Below are 16,965 nucleotides of genomic sequence, written 5' to 3' on the forward strand. Positions count from 1 at the left end.
GGCTACTCGGCGATCTCGCGCCCGGTGGCCGTCGCGATCTGCTCGGCGGCATCCTGCAGCGCGGTCGCAGGGTCGGCGCCGTTCAGCACGGCGGCGACGACGGCGTTCGCCACGATGTCGCTCGCCTCCGCGTTGTCCGTCGTGAACGTGATCGGCGGGATGTTCGCAGTCTGCTCGGCGAAGAGCTCGTAGACCGGCCGGCCGCCGAAGTACTCCTGCGGCTCGGAGAAGTATCCGTCCTGCAGCGCGGGCAGGTACGACGGGAAGAGCCCTTCGTTCGCCATCATCGAGGCCTGGTGATCGGCGTCGGCGAGCGCGTACTCGACGAAGGCCGCGGCGAGCTGCGGGTTCTTCGCCTGAGCCGGCACGGCGAGACCGGAGCCGCCGCTGTTCGAGGTGCGGACGCCGCCCTCCGCGAAGGCCGGCAGCTCGGTGACGTCGTAGGTGCCCGAGAGCTCCGGGGCGTCGCCGAGCAGGGTCCCGATCCACCACACGGCCTCGGGGGTGACCGCCGAGTCGCCGTCCTTGGCGGAGGTGACGCGACCGTCCCAGCCCTTCACGTTCTTCAGCAGGCCCTTCTCGTTGATCGTCTGGAGGAGCGTGAGCGCCTCGACCGCCTCGGGGGAGGTGATCGTGATCTCGCCGGCCGCGTCGAAGAGGCCGAGGCCCTGCTGCTGCAGGAGCATCTGGAAGCCCGCGCCGGTGGCGACGTCGAGCGAGAGGAGGGTGTGGCCCGTCTTCGCCTTGATCGTCTCGCCGGCGGCGACGAGGTCATCCCAGGTCGCGACCGTCGCGGGATCGACGCCCGCCTCGTCGAAGTAGTCGGTACGGAAGAACAGCCCGACGGTGCCCGAATCCCACGGCGCGACTCGGAGTGCGCCGTCGGCGTCGGACTGCGCCGACCACTTGAACGGGTCGAAGTCGGCTTCGTCGTCGCCCAGGACCGGCGTGAGGTCGACGAGCCCGGCCGGGAACTCGTTGATGTAGCCGGGCGCCCGGTCGGTCTCGATCGTCACCACGTCGGGCAGGCCGCTGCCCGCCTGGAGGCCGACGGAGAGCTTGTCGTACGCGTTGTCGTAGCCGACGTCGACCACGTCGATCTCGGTCCCGGGGTGATCGGCCTCGAACGCCGCGCCCAGCCGGTCGAGGGCGGTCGCCGCGACATCCCACGACCACACGGTGATCCGGCCCGTCACCTCCGCGTCGGGATCGAGCACGACCGCGGCCGGGGCGCCGCCGCCCATCGTGCAGCCGGAGAGCAGGGCGAGTGCCGCGACGGGCACGAGCAGGGTGCGCGCTTTCATGTGACTCCTTTGTCGTCGGTATTTTGTATACAGTACACGCGATGCAAGAACCGAGGTGGCGTTGCGGGACGCGACCCCCGCCGATCTCGCGATGAGGCCGCGAGGGGGCGCTACTCCCCCGGCGAGGCGGAGAGCCCGACCGCGAGGTCGATGAACAGCGCCGCCGACCAGCCGAACGCCGTCGTGGCGGTGCGCGCCTTCTCCCCGGTGATCGGGTTGAAGTACTCGTGGGGGCCGCCGCCGTGCACGACGAGCGCGACCGTGCGTTCGGCGAGGTCGCGAGCGAGCGACGGATGGCCCGACGCACGCAGTCCCTCGATGACGAGCGCGTTGGTGTTCACCCAGACGGGTCCGCGCCACATGCGCTCGTCGGAGAAGTCGGGATCACCCACGGCCACGGTGGGCACCGTCCACGGCGTGCCGAAACGCCGCTGGTCGGCGAGTGCGGCGACCAGTCGGTCGACGACGGCCTCGGGAAGGCGCCCGGTGAGCAGCGGCATGAGGCCGACGACGGTGTCGCTCGCGACGTCCGTGCCGGCCGCTCGCGCGCGGAAGATGCCGCGCTCGTGGTCCCAGAGCTCGAGCAGCCGGACGAGCGTTCGCTCGGCGCGCGTGCGGTGAGCCGCGGCATCCGCATCGCCGAAGCGCTCCGCGAAGCGGGCGAGCTCGAGGTCCTGTCGCACGAGGTACGCGCCGAGGTCGGGGGCGGTCGTCGGCAGGGGCCCGTCGAAGATCGGGCTGTCGTCCAGCCCGGAGGAGTACGGATGCCCGTACTCGGGCAGGCCGTCGTGATCGAGGTCGGACGCGGCGAACCACCAGTCCTGAGATCGGCGGATCACGGCGAGTTGCTCCCTGGCCCAGGCGTCGGCGGGCTCCGCGTCGAGGACTTTCGCGAGCGCCCACGCCGCGAGCGGCGGCTTGGTGAGCGGCACGGGCGCCGACGGGTCGGCGATCGTGGAGCCGGCACGGCGCAGGTTCTCGCGATCGCCGGGCGGCAGGTCGTCGCTCGTGGCGAGCACGCCGAGTTCGTGCACGACGTCGGGCAGCTGCCCGTCGGGACCCGGGAAGCGGAATGCCAGCTCGAGCTGCTCCCGGGCCAGCGCCGGATCGCCGTGTCGGAGGCCGACCGCGATGAAGTAGGCGTCCCACTGCCACAGCCCGACGTAGCCGATCTTGGAGGGGACGACCGCCCGCGCCCGACCGAGCGCCGGGAGCTCGACGACGTTCGCGCCCAGGACCCACCAGCAGAAGGAGGTCATGGCCTGCAGGTCGTCGCGCACGACGGGGCACTTCGCGAACCACTCGAGCCAGAGCGCCTCGCCGTCGGCGACGTCGACGGCATGGGTCGCGGATGCCTCGGCGACCACGCTCCGGTCGGCCGAGACGTCGAACCGGATGGCGGGAGCGTCCGCACCGAGCTCGGCGCGCCGGGCCTCGCCATCGGGGGTCGTCCATTCGACGGAGGCGCAGGCGAGCGATGAGGGGCTCGGCGCGTTCCCGAGTCCGACGGTGAGCGCTCCCGGTCCCGCGAAGGCGACCGTCACCGTGCCGTTGCCGAACTCGATCGCGTGCGGCAGCACCCGGGTGATCGGAAGCGGGTCGCCGGACGCGTCGCGGATCAGGAGCGCGTCGAGCACCCGGCAGTCCTCGAGCGACCGCTCGTACTCGGACGTGTGCACGCGCACGCCCGCCCCCTCCCGGAACACCAGGATGCGGGAGCGCGGCAGCGTGAACGGAGCCTGCACGAGGTCGAGGTGATCGCCCGCCAGCGCGGCGAGCGCAGCGGCATCCGACCGGCTCATCGCCCGCCCAGGCCCGACGCGGCCATGCTGTTGAGGATGCGACGCTGCCCGATCACGAAGGCGATGAGCATCGGGATCGTGGCCAGGGCCGACGCCGCCATGACGAGCCCGTAGTTGATCGACCCGAACTGCCCGCGGAAGCTCGAGAGCAGCAGCGGAACCGTGAAGAGGTCGGGCGAGTTCAGCAGCACCAGCGGGAAGAGGAAGCTGTTCCAGACGTCGAGCGCGACGATGATGCTGAGCGCACCGAGGCCGGGCTTGAGGTTCGGCAGGATGATGCTCCAGAACGTGCGCCAGCGGCCGGCGCCGTCGACGAGCGCCGCCTCCTCGAGCTCCTTCGGCAGCGACAGCACGAACTGGCGCATCAGGAACACGGCGAACGGGTTCACGAGCATCGCCGGCACGATGAGCGACAGATGGGAGTCGACCCAGCCGAACTGGGCCATCAGCAGGTAGAACGGGATCAGCGTCACCTGCTTCGGGATCATCTGCGTCGCGAGGAACACGATGAAGATCACCCGGCTCCCACGGAACCGGATGCGCGCGAACGCGTACCCGGCCATCGAGGCCGTCAGCAGGGTGCCGGCGACGGCCAGCACGCAGATGTAGATGCTGTTCAGGTACGCCTGCCCGAACGGCACGGCGTTCCACGCCTCGACGTAGTTGTCGATCGTCCAGGGCGCCGGCCAGAAGCTGCGAGGGTCCTGCAGCAGCTGCGGCAGCGTCTTGAACGAGGTGATGAGCATCCACGCGAACGGGAACACCATGGCGATGCCCGCCACGACGAGCCCGACGTGCAGCGCGGTGGAACCGGCACGACGCCGGGCGACACCCGCACGTGGCGACGACGGTCGCTCGAGGTCGGGCCGGCCGACGAGGGTGGTCTCGATGTCTGCTGCGGTCATGCTGCGTCGTCCTCGTAGTGCACGAACTTCTTCTGGGCGCCGAACTGGATCGCGGTGATCACGAGCGTGAGCACGAGCAGGATCACGGATGCCGCGCTCGCCGGTCCGAACTCGAAGCGCCCGAACCCGAGGTCGTAGATGTGGTACACGATCGTGCGGGTCGCGTTGTCCGGCCCGGCGTCCGCGGTCAGCACGAACACCGTGTCGAAGGTCTGCAGCGACGAGATGAACGCCACGATCGACGAGAAGAAGATGATGGGCGAGAGGAGCGGCATCCGGATGCTGCGGAACAGCCGCCACGCGCCGGCACCGTCGATGCGCGCCGCCTCGATGACCGAGGGCGAGATGTTCTGCAGGCCCGCGAGGAAGATGATGACGTTGAGGCCGAGCGACGACCAGATCGAGACGATGCACACGGCCAGCAGGGCGAGGCTCGGGTCGCCCAGCCAGTCGGGCGGGGCGATGCCGAACACCTTCGCGATCGTCTCGCTCAGGACCCCGTCGACGCGGAACATCTGCTGCCAGATCATGGCCACCGCCACCGTCGACGTGACGACCGGCGCGAAGAACAGGATCAGGTAGAGCGTGCGGGTCTTGAGCTTCTCGAGGGCGACCGCGATGACGACCGCGAGGCCCAGGCCGATCGGCACGGTGATGAGTGCGATGAGCAGGGTGTTGCCGATCGAGCGGAGCAGCAGCTCGTCCTGCATCTGCGCCGTGAAGTTCTCGAAGCCCACCCACGTGAGCTCGGTCAGCCCGTCCCACGAGGCGAAGGCGAGCACGAGGCTGGCGACGAACGGCAGCAGCACGAAGAGGGCCATGCCGATGACCTGCGGCCCGATGAAGACGTAGCCCCAGCGCCGATCGCGCCGCCGCCAGGCGGACTCCCTGCGGAGTCCGCCCGGCGCGGATGGTGCGGGAGGCGCGACCGACGCGACCGGAGTCGCGGTCGCGTCGCCCGTGATGACGGTCATCTCGCCGCTCACTCGCCCGTCTTGTCGGCCACCAGGCCGGCGACCGCGTCGAGCGTGCCCTGCGCGTCGGCCTTGCCCTCGTAGAGCTTGAGGAACAGGTCGCTCACATCGGTCGAGAGCCCGGGCACGACCGCCTCGGCCGCGTAGTCCTCGAAGCCGATGTCCCGCATGTCGAGGAAGGTCTGCGCGTGGGCCGGGTAGCCGTCCTCGAGCACGACCTCGTCGGCGCCCTTGATCGACGGGACCGCGTTGCCGCCGCCCTGGAGGCGGAACACCTGGCCCTCGGCGGAGAGGAACTCGGTCCAGAACGTGAACGCGGCATCCTTCGCCTTGGTCTTGCCGTTGATCGCCAGGTACGACGTGGCGACGCCCGTGGGCGCGGCCTGGCCGTCGGGCGTCGGCCACCGGACGATGTCGTAGCTGTCCTGCTCGCCCGCGCTCTCGACGGTGCCGATCGTGTAGCGGCCCTGCGAGAAGAAGCCCGCCTTGTGAGTCACGAACACGCTGTCGGCGCCGGCCCCCTCGGGCATGGAGTCGGCGACCACGAAGGTGCCGTCCTGGAAGTAGCGGCCGAGCGTGTCGACCGCGTCGACCGTCGTGGCGTCATCGTTGCCCACGAACGTACCGGAGTCGTCGTAGGCGGTGCCGCCCTGGGAGGAGATCCAGCTGTAGTGGGTCGCCCAGTAGTTCCAGAACATCGAGCCCGTGAGGCCCGCCGCAGCCAGCTTGTCGTTCATCTCGAGGTACTTCTCGGTGGTCCACTCGCCGTCCTCGGCGAGCGCGGCCGGGTCCTCGGTGATCCCGGCGGCAGCGAGCGCCTGCTTGTCGTACCAGAGCACGTCGGGGTTCGAGTCGTTCGGCGCCGCGAAGATCTCGCCGTCCTGCTCGCCGGCTCCGAAGAGGCCGGGGAAGAAGTCGTCGGGGTGGGTCTGGCTCGCGTCGGACTCCATGAGCTTCGTGAGCGGTGCGAGCACCTTCGCGTCGACGAACTGGCCGATCTTGTCGTCGCCGATGTAGAAGACGTCGGGAGCCGTGTTGCTCGTCAGCTGCGCGAGGAGCTTCGAGTGGTAGTCCGAGTAGCTCGCCACCGGCTGGAGCTCCACCGTGATGTCGGGGTGGCGCTTCATGAACTCGTCGTTGAACTCCTCGAAGCGAGTGAGCTCCTCGGGTGTCCCCCACGTCGACCAGACGACGGTGTGCTCATCGGATGCACCTCCTCCCCCGCTGCACGCTGCCAGGCCGATCATCACAGCGCTCGCGGCTCCGACCGCGAGCAGGCGCCTCATCTTCGAGTTCGCGCGGGGCATTCCGCCACCTCTTTCGTCATTGCAGGAGTGTCCGGTCGAGGACCGGAGTCGGGGAAGTGCTTCGTCAGTATTCTGTATACAAAACTCAGAAACGTCAACCACGGGCGTGCTCACGCCCTCGCCGAGGGCGCGCAGCAGGGCGCTTCAGAGCCCGAGGCGCTGGAGCTCGGCGTCCATACGGCGCGCGAGCTCGGCGTAGCCCTCGTCGTTCGGGTGGAGGCCGTCGGCGGCCATCCACTCCGGATGCCCCTGGAGCCAGCGTGAGGCGCCCGTGATGTGGTCCGCCCCGACGTCGGCGGCGGCCGACTCGACCCACCCGATGATCTCGTCGACCGAGTCCGGCCGCGTGTCGGTGTACCAGAACGGCTCGACGACCACGAGGCGCGCGTCGGGCAGTTCATCGCGGAAGCGCCGCAGGTCGGCGCCGATCGCGGCCTCGATCTCATCCGCCCGAGCGGGCATCGAGAAGTTGTCGTTGAGGCCCATCGTCACGATCACGACATCGGGCGCCGGGTCGTGGTCGACGATCCGGTCGACCAGGTCGCCGTCCGCGCCGGCCGCGACGAGGTCGCGGTTGTTCACGTAGCCGAGGCCGTCGGCGCTGGGGTTGAACTCCCACCAGCCGCGCTCCAGCGCGACGATCGTCGACCAGCGGTGCTCGGGCGCGCTCGCGCCCGTCCCCCGCGTGTACGAGTCGCCGTAGAACGCGACGACGACCTGACCCGGCGACGGTGCGGCAGCCTGCCCCGGCGCGGAGGTCGTCGGCGCGCCGCAGGCGGCGAGCACGAGGCATCCGACCACGACGACGAGCGCCGCCGCGCCGCGCCCGATCGCTCGAGGGGACACCGCCCCGGCCGGCTCCCTAGACCGCGACCGGCAGCTTCGCGGCGACGAGCTCCGCGATCTGCACGGCGTTGAGGGCCGCGCCCTTGCGCAGGTTGTCGTTCGACACGAAGAGCACGAGACCCTTGCCCTCGGGCGCCGACTGGTCCTGGCGGATGCGGCCGACGTAACTCGGGTCGTTGCCCGCGGCCTGGAGCGGCGTCGGCACGTCGGAGAGCGCAACGCCCGGGGCATCCGCGAGCAGCTCGGTGGCCCGCTCGGGGGTGATCGCGTTGGCGAACTCGGCGTGGATCGAGAGCGAGTGACCGGTGAAGACCGGGACGCGCACACAGGTGCCCGCGACGCGAAGGCCCGGGAGCTCGAGGATCTTGCGGCTCTCGTTGCGGAGCTTCTTCTCCTCGTCGGTCTCGAGGTCGCCGTCGTCGACGATCGAGCCGGCGAGCGGGATCACGTCGAACGCGATCGTGCGCGGGAACTTCTGGGCCTCGGGGAACTCGACGGCGCGGCCGTCGTGCACGAGCCCGATGGCGTCCTGCGCCACCGCTGCGCGGGCCTGCTCGAGCAGCTCCTCGCCGCCCGCGAGCCCTGCGCCCGACACGGCCTGGTAGGTCGAGATCATGAGGCGCTCGAGACCGGCCTCGTCGTGCAGCACCTTGAGCACGGGCATGGCCGCCATGGTGGTGCAGTTCGGGTTGGCGATGATGCCCTTCTTCGCCTCGTCGATGGCGTGCGGGTTGACCTCGCTGACGACGAGAGGCACCTCGGGGTCCATGCGCCAGCCGCTCGAGTTGTCGATGACCGTGACGCCGGCGGCGGCGAAGCGCGGCGCCTGCGCCTTCGAGGTGGTGGCACCGGCCGAGAAGATCGCGATGTCGAGGCCGGTCGGGTCCGCGGTCGAGGCGTCCTCGATCACGATGTCCTGGCCCTTCCACGGGAGCGTCGAGCCGGCGGAGCGCGCCGAGGCGAAGTAGCGGATCGAGGCGACCGGGAAGTCGCGCTCCTCGAGCAGGCGGCGCACGACGGCACCCACCTGTCCGGTGGCGCCGACGACGCCGATGTTCACTCCCTGAGCCATGGTGCTGTTCCTCACTCGCGGAACGTGATTCCGCGTGGTCCTCCGGGCGATGCCCTCATTCCAGTGTGCCCGACGTCGCGGCCGGGCGACGCCGCATGACGCCGATCCGCAGGCCTCTGGCAGGTTTTCCGCGAAGTGCGGCAGTCGGCGGATGCCCCGTGGCAGGCGTGCTCGGGGCTCAGCGGCCGGTGCCCGCGTGCACCACCGCGTCCTCCTCGGCGTCGAGCTCGAACGCGGTGTGCACCGCGCGGGCGGCCGCGTGGACGCTGTCGGCCCGAGTGACCACCGAGATGCGGATCTCGCTCGTCGAGATCATCTCGATGTTGATGCCCGCCTCGTAGAGCGCCTCGAAGAGCCGCGCGGAGATGCCCGCCGCCGACCGCATGGCCGCGCCGACGAGCGAGAGCTTGCCGATCTGGTCGTCGTACTGCAGCGACGTGAAGCCGATCGCGTCCTGCGCGTTCGACAGCGCGGTGAGGGCTCGCTCGCCGTCGGACTTCGGGAGGGTGAACGAGATGTCGGTGCGTCCGGTGGACGCGGCCGAGACGTTCTGCACGATCATGTCGACGTTGGCGTTGGTGTTCGCGACGATCTTGAAGATCTTGGCGGCGACACCGGGCACGTCGGGCACGCCGACGACCGTGATCTTCGCCTCGGTCAGGTCGACCGCGACACCCGCGATGACGGACTCTTCCACAGCTGCTCCTTCGGGAAGACGCGAGGGGTCGTAGACGATCGTCCCCTCGCTGTTGTTGAACGACGAACGCACGTGCAGGGTGACGCCGTGGCGGCGGGCGTACTCGACCGCCCTGATGTGCAGGACCTTGGCTCCGGATGCCGCGAGCTCGAGCATCTCCTCGCTGGTGATCTTGTCGAGCTTGCGGGCCTTCTTCACGACGCGGGGGTCGGAGGTGAAGACGCCGTCGACGTCGGTGTAGATCTCGCAGACGTCGGCGTCGAGCGCCGCGGCGAGGGCGACGGCCGTGGTGTCGCTGCCGCCGCGCCCGAGCGTGGTGATGTCCCGCGACTCCCGGCTGAATCCCTGGAAGCCGGCGACGATGACGACCGCGCCGTCGTCGAGCGCCTCCCGCAGGCGCACCGGGGTGACCTCCACGATTCGCGCGGCGCCGTGCGTGGCATCCGTGATCATGCCGGCCTGACTGCCGGTGAACGACCGCGCCTCGTGGCCCATGCTCTTGATCGCCATCGCGAGGAGCGCCATCGAGATGCGCTCACCCGAGGTGAGGAGCATGTCGAGCTCGCGGGGCGCCGGGATCGGCGTGACCTCGTGCGCGAGGTCCAGCAGTTCGTCGGTCGTGTCGCCCATCGCGGAGACGGCGACGACGACGTCGTTGCCCGCCTTGCGGGTCTCGACGATGCGCTTCGCGACCCGCTTGATGCTCTCCGCATCGGCGACGGACGACCCGCCGAACTTCTGCACGATCAAGCTCACGTAGGCGCTCCCGAGGTGGATTGCGGCCGGGGAGGTGTGCACCCGGCGCCGGAAGCACCATCATACGGCGGCCCGTATGCGGCCCCGGCAATGTGACGGACGCGTGAAGCCCGCCCCACCTCCCCGGATCCGCGCGGATCCGCCGGTAGCATGCGGGCATGTCTGAGGCGCTCGAGGGGTGGACGGACTTCAACGTGGCGATGGTCGGGGCGACCGCCGCCCTGGCCGGTCTCCTGATCGTCGCGATGTCGGTCAACATCGCCGAGATCATGAAGTCGCCGACCCTGCCGCCGCGCGCAGCGGCATCGATCGCCGCCCTCGTCCTCGCGCTGACGGCGGGCGCGTTCGGACTCGTACCGGGACAGCCCTCGATCGCCTACGGCATCGAGGTGCTCGTCGCCACGGTGCTCGCCGCGATCTTCCAGTGGCACGCGATCCGGATCGTGGCGCGCGAGGACCACGTCTCCACGACCGACCGGATCCTGAAGAGCATCGCCGGCATCCTGCCGATCGCCGCCTTCCTGGGGGGCTCGCTCCTCGTCATCGCGGGCTCCCTCGAGGCGGGCCTCACCACGATGGCGGTCGGGTCCGTGCTGAGCATCATCGCCGGCCTGCTCTTCTCGTGGGTCGTGCTCGTCGAGGTCCTGCGCTAGCGAGCGGATGCCGCGTCACCCGTGGCCCGGAGGTCGGGCTCCGGCGTAGAGTGCGGCCATGTCCGAGCTCGCCGACGAGTGGTCGCAGTTCAACGTGGCGATGGCCGGAGCCACGGCGGCGCTCGCGGGACTGCTCATCGTCGCCATGTCGGTGAACCTGAAGGCGATCGTGGCCTCGAGGTCGCTTCCGGTCCGCATGGCGACGGCGCTCACGACGTTGCTCGTCGCGCTCGCGGCCACGGCGCTCGGGCTGGCGCCCGGGCAACCGGCGTGGGCGTACGGCCTCGAGGTGTTCGTCGGCGCGGTCCTCGCGGCGGCGTTCGAGATCCGGGCCATCCGTGCCATCATCCACGATCAGGTGCTCGCGACGGTGAGGCGGATGGCGAAGTCGATCGCCGGCACGGTGCCGATCACCAGCTACCTCGTCGGCGGCGTGCTGCTCATGACCGGCTCGGTCGCCGCCGGCCTGTGGTTCTTCGCCGCTGGCGCCATCCTCGCGATCGCGTCGGCGATCCTGCATTCGTGGATCGTGCTCGTCGAGGTGCTGCGCTAGCGTCGCCGCTCCAGCGCACGGATGCCGCGCTCAGTCCTTGTGCGGACGCGGCATGTACCACTCGGTGTACTCGGTGGCGCGGCCGTCGTCGGCCAGGCGGATGATCCAGAGGTTGAGGTAGTCCTTCTCGGCGGGGTATTCGGTGCGCCCCTGCACGAGCACGAAGCCGTCGCGCTCGTCGAGGATCTTCCAGTCGAAGCTCCACGTGCCGGGCTCGTCGAGATCTTCGAGCCAACCGGCCACGATCGCGTCGCGGCCGCGCCGGGGTTCGACGTCTGGCGCGGTGAGGTACACCGCGTCATCCGTGAACAGCGCCCCGATCTGCTCGGGATCGTTCGACTCCCATGCCGCGACGTATCCCGCGACCCACTCCGCACCCTTGCTCGCCATGGCTCCGTTCTACGCGGAGCCTCAGACATCCACAACCGACGCCGGGGGGCTTGCGCGGAACGTCACCGGCATCCGCGCGCACCGGGCAGCTCGTGGATGCGCCTGATGGCGTGCGGCCACCATGGCCGGAGGAGATTCCCGCGCGAGCGCGTCCGCGGCTCAGCCGACGATCCGGCGGCCCTCGAAGGCGCGGCCGAGCGTGACCTCGTCGGCGTACTCGAGGTCGCCGCCGACGGGCAGGCCCGACGCGAGGCGGGTGACCTTGATCTCGAGCGTGGTGAGCAGGCGGCTGAGGTAGGTCGCCGTGGCCTCGCCCTCGAGGTTGGGGTCGGTCGCGATGATGACCTCGCTCACCGTGCCGTCGGCGAGGCGCTGCATGAGCTGGCGGATGCGCAACTCGTCGGGTCCGATGCCGTCGATCGGGCTGATCGCGCCGCCCAGCACGTGGTACAGCCCGCGGAACTCGCGGGTGCGCTCGATGGCGACGACGTCCTTCGCCTCTTCGACGACGCAGATGAGGCTGGGGTCGCGTCGCGGGTCGCGGCAGATCGAGCACGTCGCCTGCTCGGACACGTTGCCGCAGATCTCGCAGAACCGCACCTTGTCGCGGACCTCGAGCAGGATCTCGGCGAGCCGGCTCACGTCGAAGTGCTCGGTCTGCACGATGTGGAACGCGATGCGCTGCGCGGACTTCGGACCGATGCCCGGCAGGCGCCCGAGCTCGTCGATCAGTTCCTGGACGATTCCCTCGTACACGCGCTACCCACGCTCCCCGAAGCCCTGGCGACCGGGCGCCTCGACCTCCTCGAGGAACGTCGCCCCCAGCACCTCTCGCACCACGGACTCACCGTAGCGCTGGATGCCGTCGGCAGGCGCCGAGCCCGATCCACCGCGCGGCACGAGCGCAGGCGCGGGCGCGGACGCAGGCGCAGGCGCGGGCGCGGATGCCTCGACGACGATCTCGGGCGGCGGGCCCGGGTCGAACGGCGGCTCGACGTCTTCGGGCGGCGCGTCGGCATCGTCGGGCACGTCGTCGACGGGTGCCTCGGGGGCGGAGACCCTCGAGGAGGACCGAGCTGCGGCAGGTGCAGCCACCGGCGCGGGTGCGGGCGGCGCCGCCACCGCCGTCGCGGTGCCACCGCCACCACCGGCCGCGGCCAGGGCGACTGAGCTCTCGGCCGTCGATGCCAGGTCGTTCGCCACCTCGCCACCGGGAATGGCGACCGTGGCCCACGAGTCGACCGGCGCGACCGGGCCGGACGACGAGTTCGCGGCCCTCGACGACGGGCGACGCTCTGCACGGGCCGATGGCGCGCGGGCACTGCTGCGGCTGGGGGCCGCTGACGCCGATTCCTTCGGCGCGGCGGCCGGCCCATCTCCAGATCCGGAGGAAGCCGAACCCGACCCGCCCGGGGCCGACCCAGACTCGACGGGCGCCGTGCCCGACCCGACGGGCGCCGAACCCGACCCGACGGGCGCCGAACCCGATCCCACGGGCGCCGAATCCGATCCGACGGGCGACGGGCCGTCCGCTCCACCGCCGGCAGGCGGACCTGACGCACCGCCGCGACCGCCCGGCCCCTCGACCTTGGCGATGAACTTCACGGTCACGCCGAGCACCTCGGCGATCGCCGCGCGCAGGAGCTCGCTGACGCTCTGGCCGGGCGCGCCGCCGCGGAAGCCGGCGACGTCCTGCTCGCTCGGGAATGCGAGCACGAGCACGTCGTCGTCGCGGAACTCGCGCACTTGTGCGGTGAACGCGACCATCCAGGCGCTGCGCTTCGTGCGCTGCAGGGAGGCGAGCACCTCGGGCCACGCATCGCGCATCTGCTGGAGCGTGACCGGACCGACCGGTTTCGGCTCGGCCGGTGGCGCGGACGCAGGCACCGCAGCAGCGGCCTCGGGTGCCGCAGCGCCTCGGTCCTTCGACGCCGCTGGGGACGCGGGTGCAGCAGGCGTTGGGCTCGGCGCACTCGACGCCGCCGGAGTCGTAGCCGCAGCCGCGCCCCGCGACGGGGCGGCCGCCGACCGCTCGGGCACCGCGCCCGCAGCGTCCGTCGCGGCATCCGTCACCCCGACCCGGCGCTCGAGCCGCTCCACGCGCGCCAGCGCACCGCGCTCGGTGTCGTCGCTCGACGGGACGAGCACGCGCGCGAGCATGAGCTCGAGGTGCAGGCGCGGCGACGTCGCTCCCGTCATCTCGGTGAGCGTCTGGTTCACGAGGTCGGCGATGCGGGAGAGCTCGGCAGGCCCGAACGCCGTGGCCTGGGCGGCCATGCGCGCGAGCTCGTCGTCGGGCACGCCGCGCAGCACGGCCTTCGCCGCCTCGGGCGACGATGCGGCGACCACGATGAGGTCGCGGAGCCGCTCGAGCAGGTCTTCGACGAAGCGCCGCGGGTCTTGACCCGTCTGCACGACCCGGTCGGCCGCGGCGAAGGCGCCGGCCGCGTCCTTCGCGCCGATGGCGTCGACGACCTCGTCGAGCAGTGCGCCGTGCGTGTAGCCGAGCAGCGCGACCGCGCGCTCGTAGTCGATGGTCGTGCCCTCGGACCCGGCGATGAGCTGGTCGAGCAGCGAGAGCGTGTCTCGCGGCGACCCGCCTCCCGCGCGCACGACGAGGGGCAGCACGCCCGGCGCGACCTCGACGCCCTCCTCGGCGCAGAGCTGCTGCACGTACTCGAGCATCGGGCCGGGCGGGACGAGCCGGAACGGGTAGTGGTGCGTGCGCGAGCGGATCGTGCCGAGCACCTTGTCGGGCTCGGTCGTGGCGAAGATGAACTTCACGTGCTCGGGCGGCTCCTCGACGAGCTTGAGCAGCGCGTTGAAGCCCTGCGGCGTCACCATGTGCGCCTCGTCGAGGATGAAGATCTTGTAGCGGTCGCGCGCGGGCGCGAACACGGCGCGCTCGCGCAGGTCGCGGGCGTCGTCGACGCCGTTGTGGCTCGCGGCGTCGATCTCGACCACGTCGAGCGAGCCGCCACCGCCACGGGAGAGCTCGACGCAGCTGGGACAGATGCCGCACGGGACATCCGTCGGGCCCTCGACGCAGTTGAGGCAGCGCGCGAGGATGCGGGCCGAGGTGGTCTTGCCGCAGCCGCGGGGGCCGCTGAAGAGATAGGCGTGGTTGACCCGGTCGGTGCGGAGCGCCGTCATGAGCGGCTCGGTGACCTGCGACTGGCCGATCATCTCGGCGAACGTCTCGGGCCGGTAGCGGCGATAGAGGGCGGTGACCACGCCTCAATCGTAGTTGGCGCATCCGACACGGCGCCCGGGGCGTTGACAGCCCATTGAGGGTGGTAGGGCGTAGCATGCGGTGATCATCGGAAAGGGGCGAGATGACGGCGACGACGATGACCCCGGCACAGCTCGCACGGTTCGAGGCACGGCTCCGTGCGGAGCGCGCCGACGCCGAGGAGCGCCTCGCGGAGTTCGACGACGCGATGGCCGAGGTGCGCACCGCCAGGTCCGACGCCACGGCCGACGACGAGCACGACCCCGAGGGGCCGACCATGACGCAGGAGTGGTCGCAGCGCACCGCGGTGCTCGCCGACGTGCGCGCCGAGCTCGCCGAGGTCGACCGCGCCCTCGCCCGGATCGCCGACGGCACCTACGGCATCTGCCAGCGCTGCGGCAAGCGCATCACCGTCGGAAGGCTCGACGCGCGACCGACGGCCGTGCTCTGCATCGACTGCGCCCGGCTCGTCGGCTGACGCGACCCGCTCGAACCCGATCCGGCCTCACTCGCCGGGCGTGAGCTGCGCCGCGGATGCCTCGGCGGCGACCTCGGGCGCATCCTCCACCGGTTCGGCGCCGGCCGCCCCGCCGTGCGCGCGAGCCGCGGTCAGCCCCGAGAACGACCGCAGGAACAGCGGGCTCGCGCCGAGCACGACGTAAATGAGCCCGGCACCCGCGACCGTCGCGGTGATGCCGAACGCGTCGACCGAGAGTCCACCGAGCAATGCACCGAGCGGCATCGAGGCCGCGACGCCGGCGGTGGTCGCACCGAACACGCGCGCACGCATGCCGTCGGGCACCTCGCCGTACATCGCGGTCGCGATCATCGGGTTGAGCGCGCCGGCCGCGAGCCCGGATGCCACGAGCACCGGCAGGAGCACGGGCAGCGGCGCGCCGAGCGCCATCGCGAGGTACGGCGGGGCGCCGGCCAGCACGAAGCACGTGGCGAACATGATGCGGCCCGACCATCGGTGCCCCACGAGGCCGAACGCGGCGGAGCCGGTGAGGGCGCCGGCGGCGAAGCATCCGACCATGAAGCCCAGCACCGCCGGGTCGTGCAGCACGTCGGTCGCGTACACGGGCTTGAGCACGGTGTATCCCGCCGCGTCGATCGCGTTCGTGAGCGTGACGAGCAGCACGATGGCGCGCAGCAGCGGATGCCTCGCGATGAAGCGGATGCCGGCGACGAAGCCGCCCTTCGCGTGCGCGTCCTCCGCTCCCTCGCCGTCGGCCGTCGAGCCGTCGGCGGCCGCCTTCGGGATGCGCCGCGGCACGAAGCACAGGACGAGCAGCGACGAGATCGCGAACCCGATCGCGTCGACGATGAGCGCAGGCGTCGGTCCGACGAGGGCGACCAGGGCGCCGGCCGTTCCAGCGCCGACCATCGTCGCGGTGCGCTGCACGGTCGACTGCGCGCCCGCGGCGCGGGCCAGCGGCATCCGTGCCATGGCGGCCAGGTCGGGCACGAGGACCGTCTTCGCGGTGTCGCCCGGAGGATCGAGCAGGCCGCCGAGGAACACGAGCGCGAGCAGCACGCCGAACGGCAGGCCGACCGTCGCCCAGAGCACCGGGATCGCGATGATCGTCACGCCGCTCGCGACGTCGGCCACGATGCTCGAGAACCGGTAGCCGAAGCGATCGACGAGCACGCCGCCGAGCGCGCCGCCGATGACGAGCGGCACGGTGGCGAACACGCCCGCCACGCCGGCGGCGAGCGGCGATCCGGTCTCGGTGAGCGCGATGATCGGCACCGCGATCATCGCGATGGCGTTGCCCGAGAGCGAGAAGAACTGCGCCGCGAAGAGCGCGAGGATCGGGATGCGACGGCGCGGGGCATCCGTCGCGTCGTGTGCGGCTGCTTCGGTGGCGGTGGTCGTCGTGCCGGTCATCGCGTGGTCCTGGGGAACGTGTGGGTGATCCAGCGCACCGAGCGGGTGCCGGGTCGGGGCTCGCGGCCGCGCGCCCACCACTTCTCGCGCACGGCTTCGAGCTCGGCGGTCAGTTCCTGGAACTCCTCGAGCGTGAGCTGCGCCGCGCCGTCCGACGAGTCGGATGCCGCCACCCATTCGGGCTCCAGCGTCATCTCGGCGTCGAGGGCCTCGAGCAGCTCGCGGTGATAGGACTCGAGCACCGTGCGGCGCATCGCCTCCCCCGCCTCGCGCCGCTCGGGATCGTCGAGGAACTCCACGCTGCGCATGCTCGTCATCTCGTGGGCGGCGCGCCACCACCGCTCGCGGCCGTCGCGCTCGAGCTCGGGCGCGGGCACGACGAAGCCGTGCTTCGCGAGCGTTGCCAGGTGGTAGCTCACCGAGCCGGATGCCGCGCCCGTCGCCTCGACGACCATGCCCACCGACTTCGGCCCCTCCACGCGGAGCAGCCCGAGGATGCGCAGGCGCAGCGGATGCGCGAGAGCGCGCATGGGACCGGCTTCGTGCAGGTCGATGGAGCTTCCGTGTTCGGCCATGCCCCCAA

At 71.2% G+C, this 16,965-nt stretch carries 16 protein-coding genes; 3 read left to right on the top strand and 13 right to left on the bottom strand.

The annotated features are described in order from the left end of the window. Positions 1–2: 2 nt before the first annotated feature. The 8 genes from ACWGO8_RS02705 to ACWGO8_RS02740 form a co-directional block, all read right to left on the bottom strand. The gene (locus tag ACWGO8_RS02705) at positions 3–1,304 is read right to left on the bottom strand and encodes an ABC transporter substrate-binding protein (protein ID WP_452041600.1); all 1,302 of its coding nucleotides are present in this window, start codon (positions 1,302–1,304) and stop codon (positions 3–5) included. A 110-nt stretch (positions 1,305–1,414) separates the two neighbouring features. Further along, positions 1,415–3,106 (bottom strand): amylo-alpha-1,6-glucosidase, encoded by a 1,692-nt coding sequence (locus ACWGO8_RS02710; protein WP_452041601.1) that lies wholly within the window; start codon positions 3,104–3,106, stop codon positions 1,415–1,417. After that, positions 3,103–4,011: a carbohydrate ABC transporter permease gene (locus tag ACWGO8_RS02715; protein ID WP_452041602.1), complete on the bottom strand. Its 909-nt coding sequence runs from the start codon at positions 4,009–4,011 to the stop codon at positions 3,103–3,105. The genes ACWGO8_RS02710 and ACWGO8_RS02715 overlap by 4 nt, the downstream gene beginning before the upstream one ends. Beyond that, complete coding sequence (locus tag ACWGO8_RS02720) at positions 4,008–4,985, bottom strand: carbohydrate ABC transporter permease (RefSeq protein ID WP_452041603.1); 978 nt, start codon at positions 4,983–4,985, stop codon at positions 4,008–4,010. The genes ACWGO8_RS02715 and ACWGO8_RS02720 overlap by 4 nt, the downstream gene beginning before the upstream one ends. A gap of 8 nt (positions 4,986–4,993) precedes the next feature. After that, positions 4,994–6,292: an ABC transporter substrate-binding protein gene (locus ACWGO8_RS02725; protein ID WP_452041604.1), complete on the bottom strand. Its 1,299-nt coding sequence runs from the start codon at positions 6,290–6,292 to the stop codon at positions 4,994–4,996. A gap of 144 nt (positions 6,293–6,436) precedes the next feature. Beyond that, the gene (locus ACWGO8_RS02730; RefSeq protein ID WP_452041605.1) at positions 6,437–7,138 is read right to left on the bottom strand and encodes an SGNH/GDSL hydrolase family protein; all 702 of its coding nucleotides are present in this window, start codon (positions 7,136–7,138) and stop codon (positions 6,437–6,439) included. Between the two features lie 16 nt (positions 7,139–7,154). Then, a complete protein-coding gene (locus ACWGO8_RS02735; RefSeq protein WP_452041606.1) occupies positions 7,155–8,210 on the bottom strand; it encodes an aspartate-semialdehyde dehydrogenase in 1,056 nt (351 codons plus the stop codon). 178 nt (positions 8,211–8,388) lie between these two features. Continuing rightward, entirely contained in the window at positions 8,389–9,663 is a 1,275-nt protein-coding gene (locus ACWGO8_RS02740; protein WP_376956282.1) for an aspartate kinase, read from the bottom strand. Positions 9,664–9,821: 158 nt separating this feature from the next. Between ACWGO8_RS02740 and ACWGO8_RS02745 the strand changes: the two genes are divergently transcribed. Together ACWGO8_RS02745 and ACWGO8_RS02750 are read left to right on the top strand one after the other, a co-directional pair. After that, complete coding sequence (locus tag ACWGO8_RS02745; RefSeq protein WP_452041607.1) at positions 9,822–10,316, top strand: hypothetical protein; 495 nt, start codon at positions 9,822–9,824, stop codon at positions 10,314–10,316. Between the two features lie 58 nt (positions 10,317–10,374). Further along, a complete protein-coding gene (locus ACWGO8_RS02750; protein WP_452041608.1) occupies positions 10,375–10,869 on the top strand; it encodes a hypothetical protein in 495 nt (164 codons plus the stop codon). 30 nt (positions 10,870–10,899) lie between these two features. Here the strand turns inward: ACWGO8_RS02750 and ACWGO8_RS02755 are convergent, their stop codons facing one another. From ACWGO8_RS02755 to ACWGO8_RS02765, 3 genes are all read right to left on the bottom strand, one after another. Then, positions 10,900–11,259 carry a YybH family protein gene (locus tag ACWGO8_RS02755; RefSeq protein ID WP_452041609.1) on the bottom strand — a complete coding sequence of 120 codons (360 nt, stop codon included), beginning with the start codon at positions 11,257–11,259 and terminating at the stop codon, positions 10,900–10,902. A gap of 159 nt (positions 11,260–11,418) precedes the next feature. Beyond that, on the bottom strand, positions 11,419–12,015 hold the full coding sequence (recR, locus tag ACWGO8_RS02760; protein ID WP_452041610.1) for a recombination mediator RecR: 597 nt from the start codon (positions 12,013–12,015) through the stop codon (positions 11,419–11,421). A gap of 3 nt (positions 12,016–12,018) precedes the next feature. After that, positions 12,019–14,493 (bottom strand): DNA polymerase III subunit gamma and tau, encoded by a 2,475-nt coding sequence (locus ACWGO8_RS02765; RefSeq protein WP_452041611.1) that lies wholly within the window; start codon positions 14,491–14,493, stop codon positions 12,019–12,021. 101 nt (positions 14,494–14,594) lie between these two features. Here ACWGO8_RS02765 and ACWGO8_RS02770 point away from each other — a divergent pair, with 101 nt between their 5' ends. After that, positions 14,595–14,969 carry a TraR/DksA family transcriptional regulator gene (locus ACWGO8_RS02770; RefSeq protein ID WP_376956276.1) on the top strand — a complete coding sequence of 125 codons (375 nt, stop codon included), beginning with the start codon at positions 14,595–14,597 and terminating at the stop codon, positions 14,967–14,969. Between the two features lie 27 nt (positions 14,970–14,996). Here ACWGO8_RS02770 and ACWGO8_RS02775 read toward each other — a convergent pair whose 3' ends face one another. Both ACWGO8_RS02775 and ACWGO8_RS02780 read right to left on the bottom strand, forming a co-directional pair. Beyond that, complete coding sequence (locus ACWGO8_RS02775) at positions 14,997–16,382, bottom strand: MFS transporter (protein ID WP_452041612.1); 1,386 nt, start codon at positions 16,380–16,382, stop codon at positions 14,997–14,999. Further along, positions 16,379–16,957 carry a helix-turn-helix domain-containing protein gene (locus tag ACWGO8_RS02780; RefSeq protein ID WP_452041613.1) on the bottom strand — a complete coding sequence of 193 codons (579 nt, stop codon included), beginning with the start codon at positions 16,955–16,957 and terminating at the stop codon, positions 16,379–16,381. Before ACWGO8_RS02780 ends, ACWGO8_RS02775 begins: the two co-directional genes overlap by 4 nt. Positions 16,958–16,965 lie beyond the last annotated feature (8 nt).

It is taken from the genome of Agromyces sp. NPDC055661 (assembly GCF_053618135.1).

Coding starts and splice junctions, on each gene's coding strand:
- ACWGO8_RS02775 (WP_452041612.1), bottom strand. CDS start 16,382: ATGACCGGCACGACGACCACCGCCACCGAAGCAGCCGCACACGACGCG.
- ACWGO8_RS02755 (WP_452041609.1), bottom strand. CDS start 11,259: ATGGCGAGCAAGGGTGCGGAGTGGGTCGCGGGATACGTCGCGGCATGG.
- ACWGO8_RS02750 (WP_452041608.1), top strand. CDS start 10,375: ATGTCCGAGCTCGCCGACGAGTGGTCGCAGTTCAACGTGGCGATGGCC.
- ACWGO8_RS02725 (WP_452041604.1), bottom strand. CDS start 6,292: ATGCCCCGCGCGAACTCGAAGATGAGGCGCCTGCTCGCGGTCGGAGCC.
- ACWGO8_RS02770 (WP_376956276.1), top strand. CDS start 14,595: ATGACGGCGACGACGATGACCCCGGCACAGCTCGCACGGTTCGAGGCA.
- ACWGO8_RS02720 (WP_452041603.1), bottom strand. CDS start 4,985: ATGACCGTCATCACGGGCGACGCGACCGCGACTCCGGTCGCGTCGGTC.
- ACWGO8_RS02735 (WP_452041606.1), bottom strand. CDS start 8,210: ATGGCTCAGGGAGTGAACATCGGCGTCGTCGGCGCCACCGGACAGGTG.
- ACWGO8_RS02780 (WP_452041613.1), bottom strand. CDS start 16,957: ATGGCCGAACACGGAAGCTCCATCGACCTGCACGAAGCCGGTCCCATG.
- ACWGO8_RS02715 (WP_452041602.1), bottom strand. CDS start 4,011: ATGACCGCAGCAGACATCGAGACCACCCTCGTCGGCCGGCCCGACCTC.
- ACWGO8_RS02745 (WP_452041607.1), top strand. CDS start 9,822: ATGTCTGAGGCGCTCGAGGGGTGGACGGACTTCAACGTGGCGATGGTC.
- ACWGO8_RS02705 (WP_452041600.1), bottom strand. CDS start 1,304: ATGAAAGCGCGCACCCTGCTCGTGCCCGTCGCGGCACTCGCCCTGCTC.
- ACWGO8_RS02710 (WP_452041601.1), bottom strand. CDS start 3,106: ATGAGCCGGTCGGATGCCGCTGCGCTCGCCGCGCTGGCGGGCGATCAC.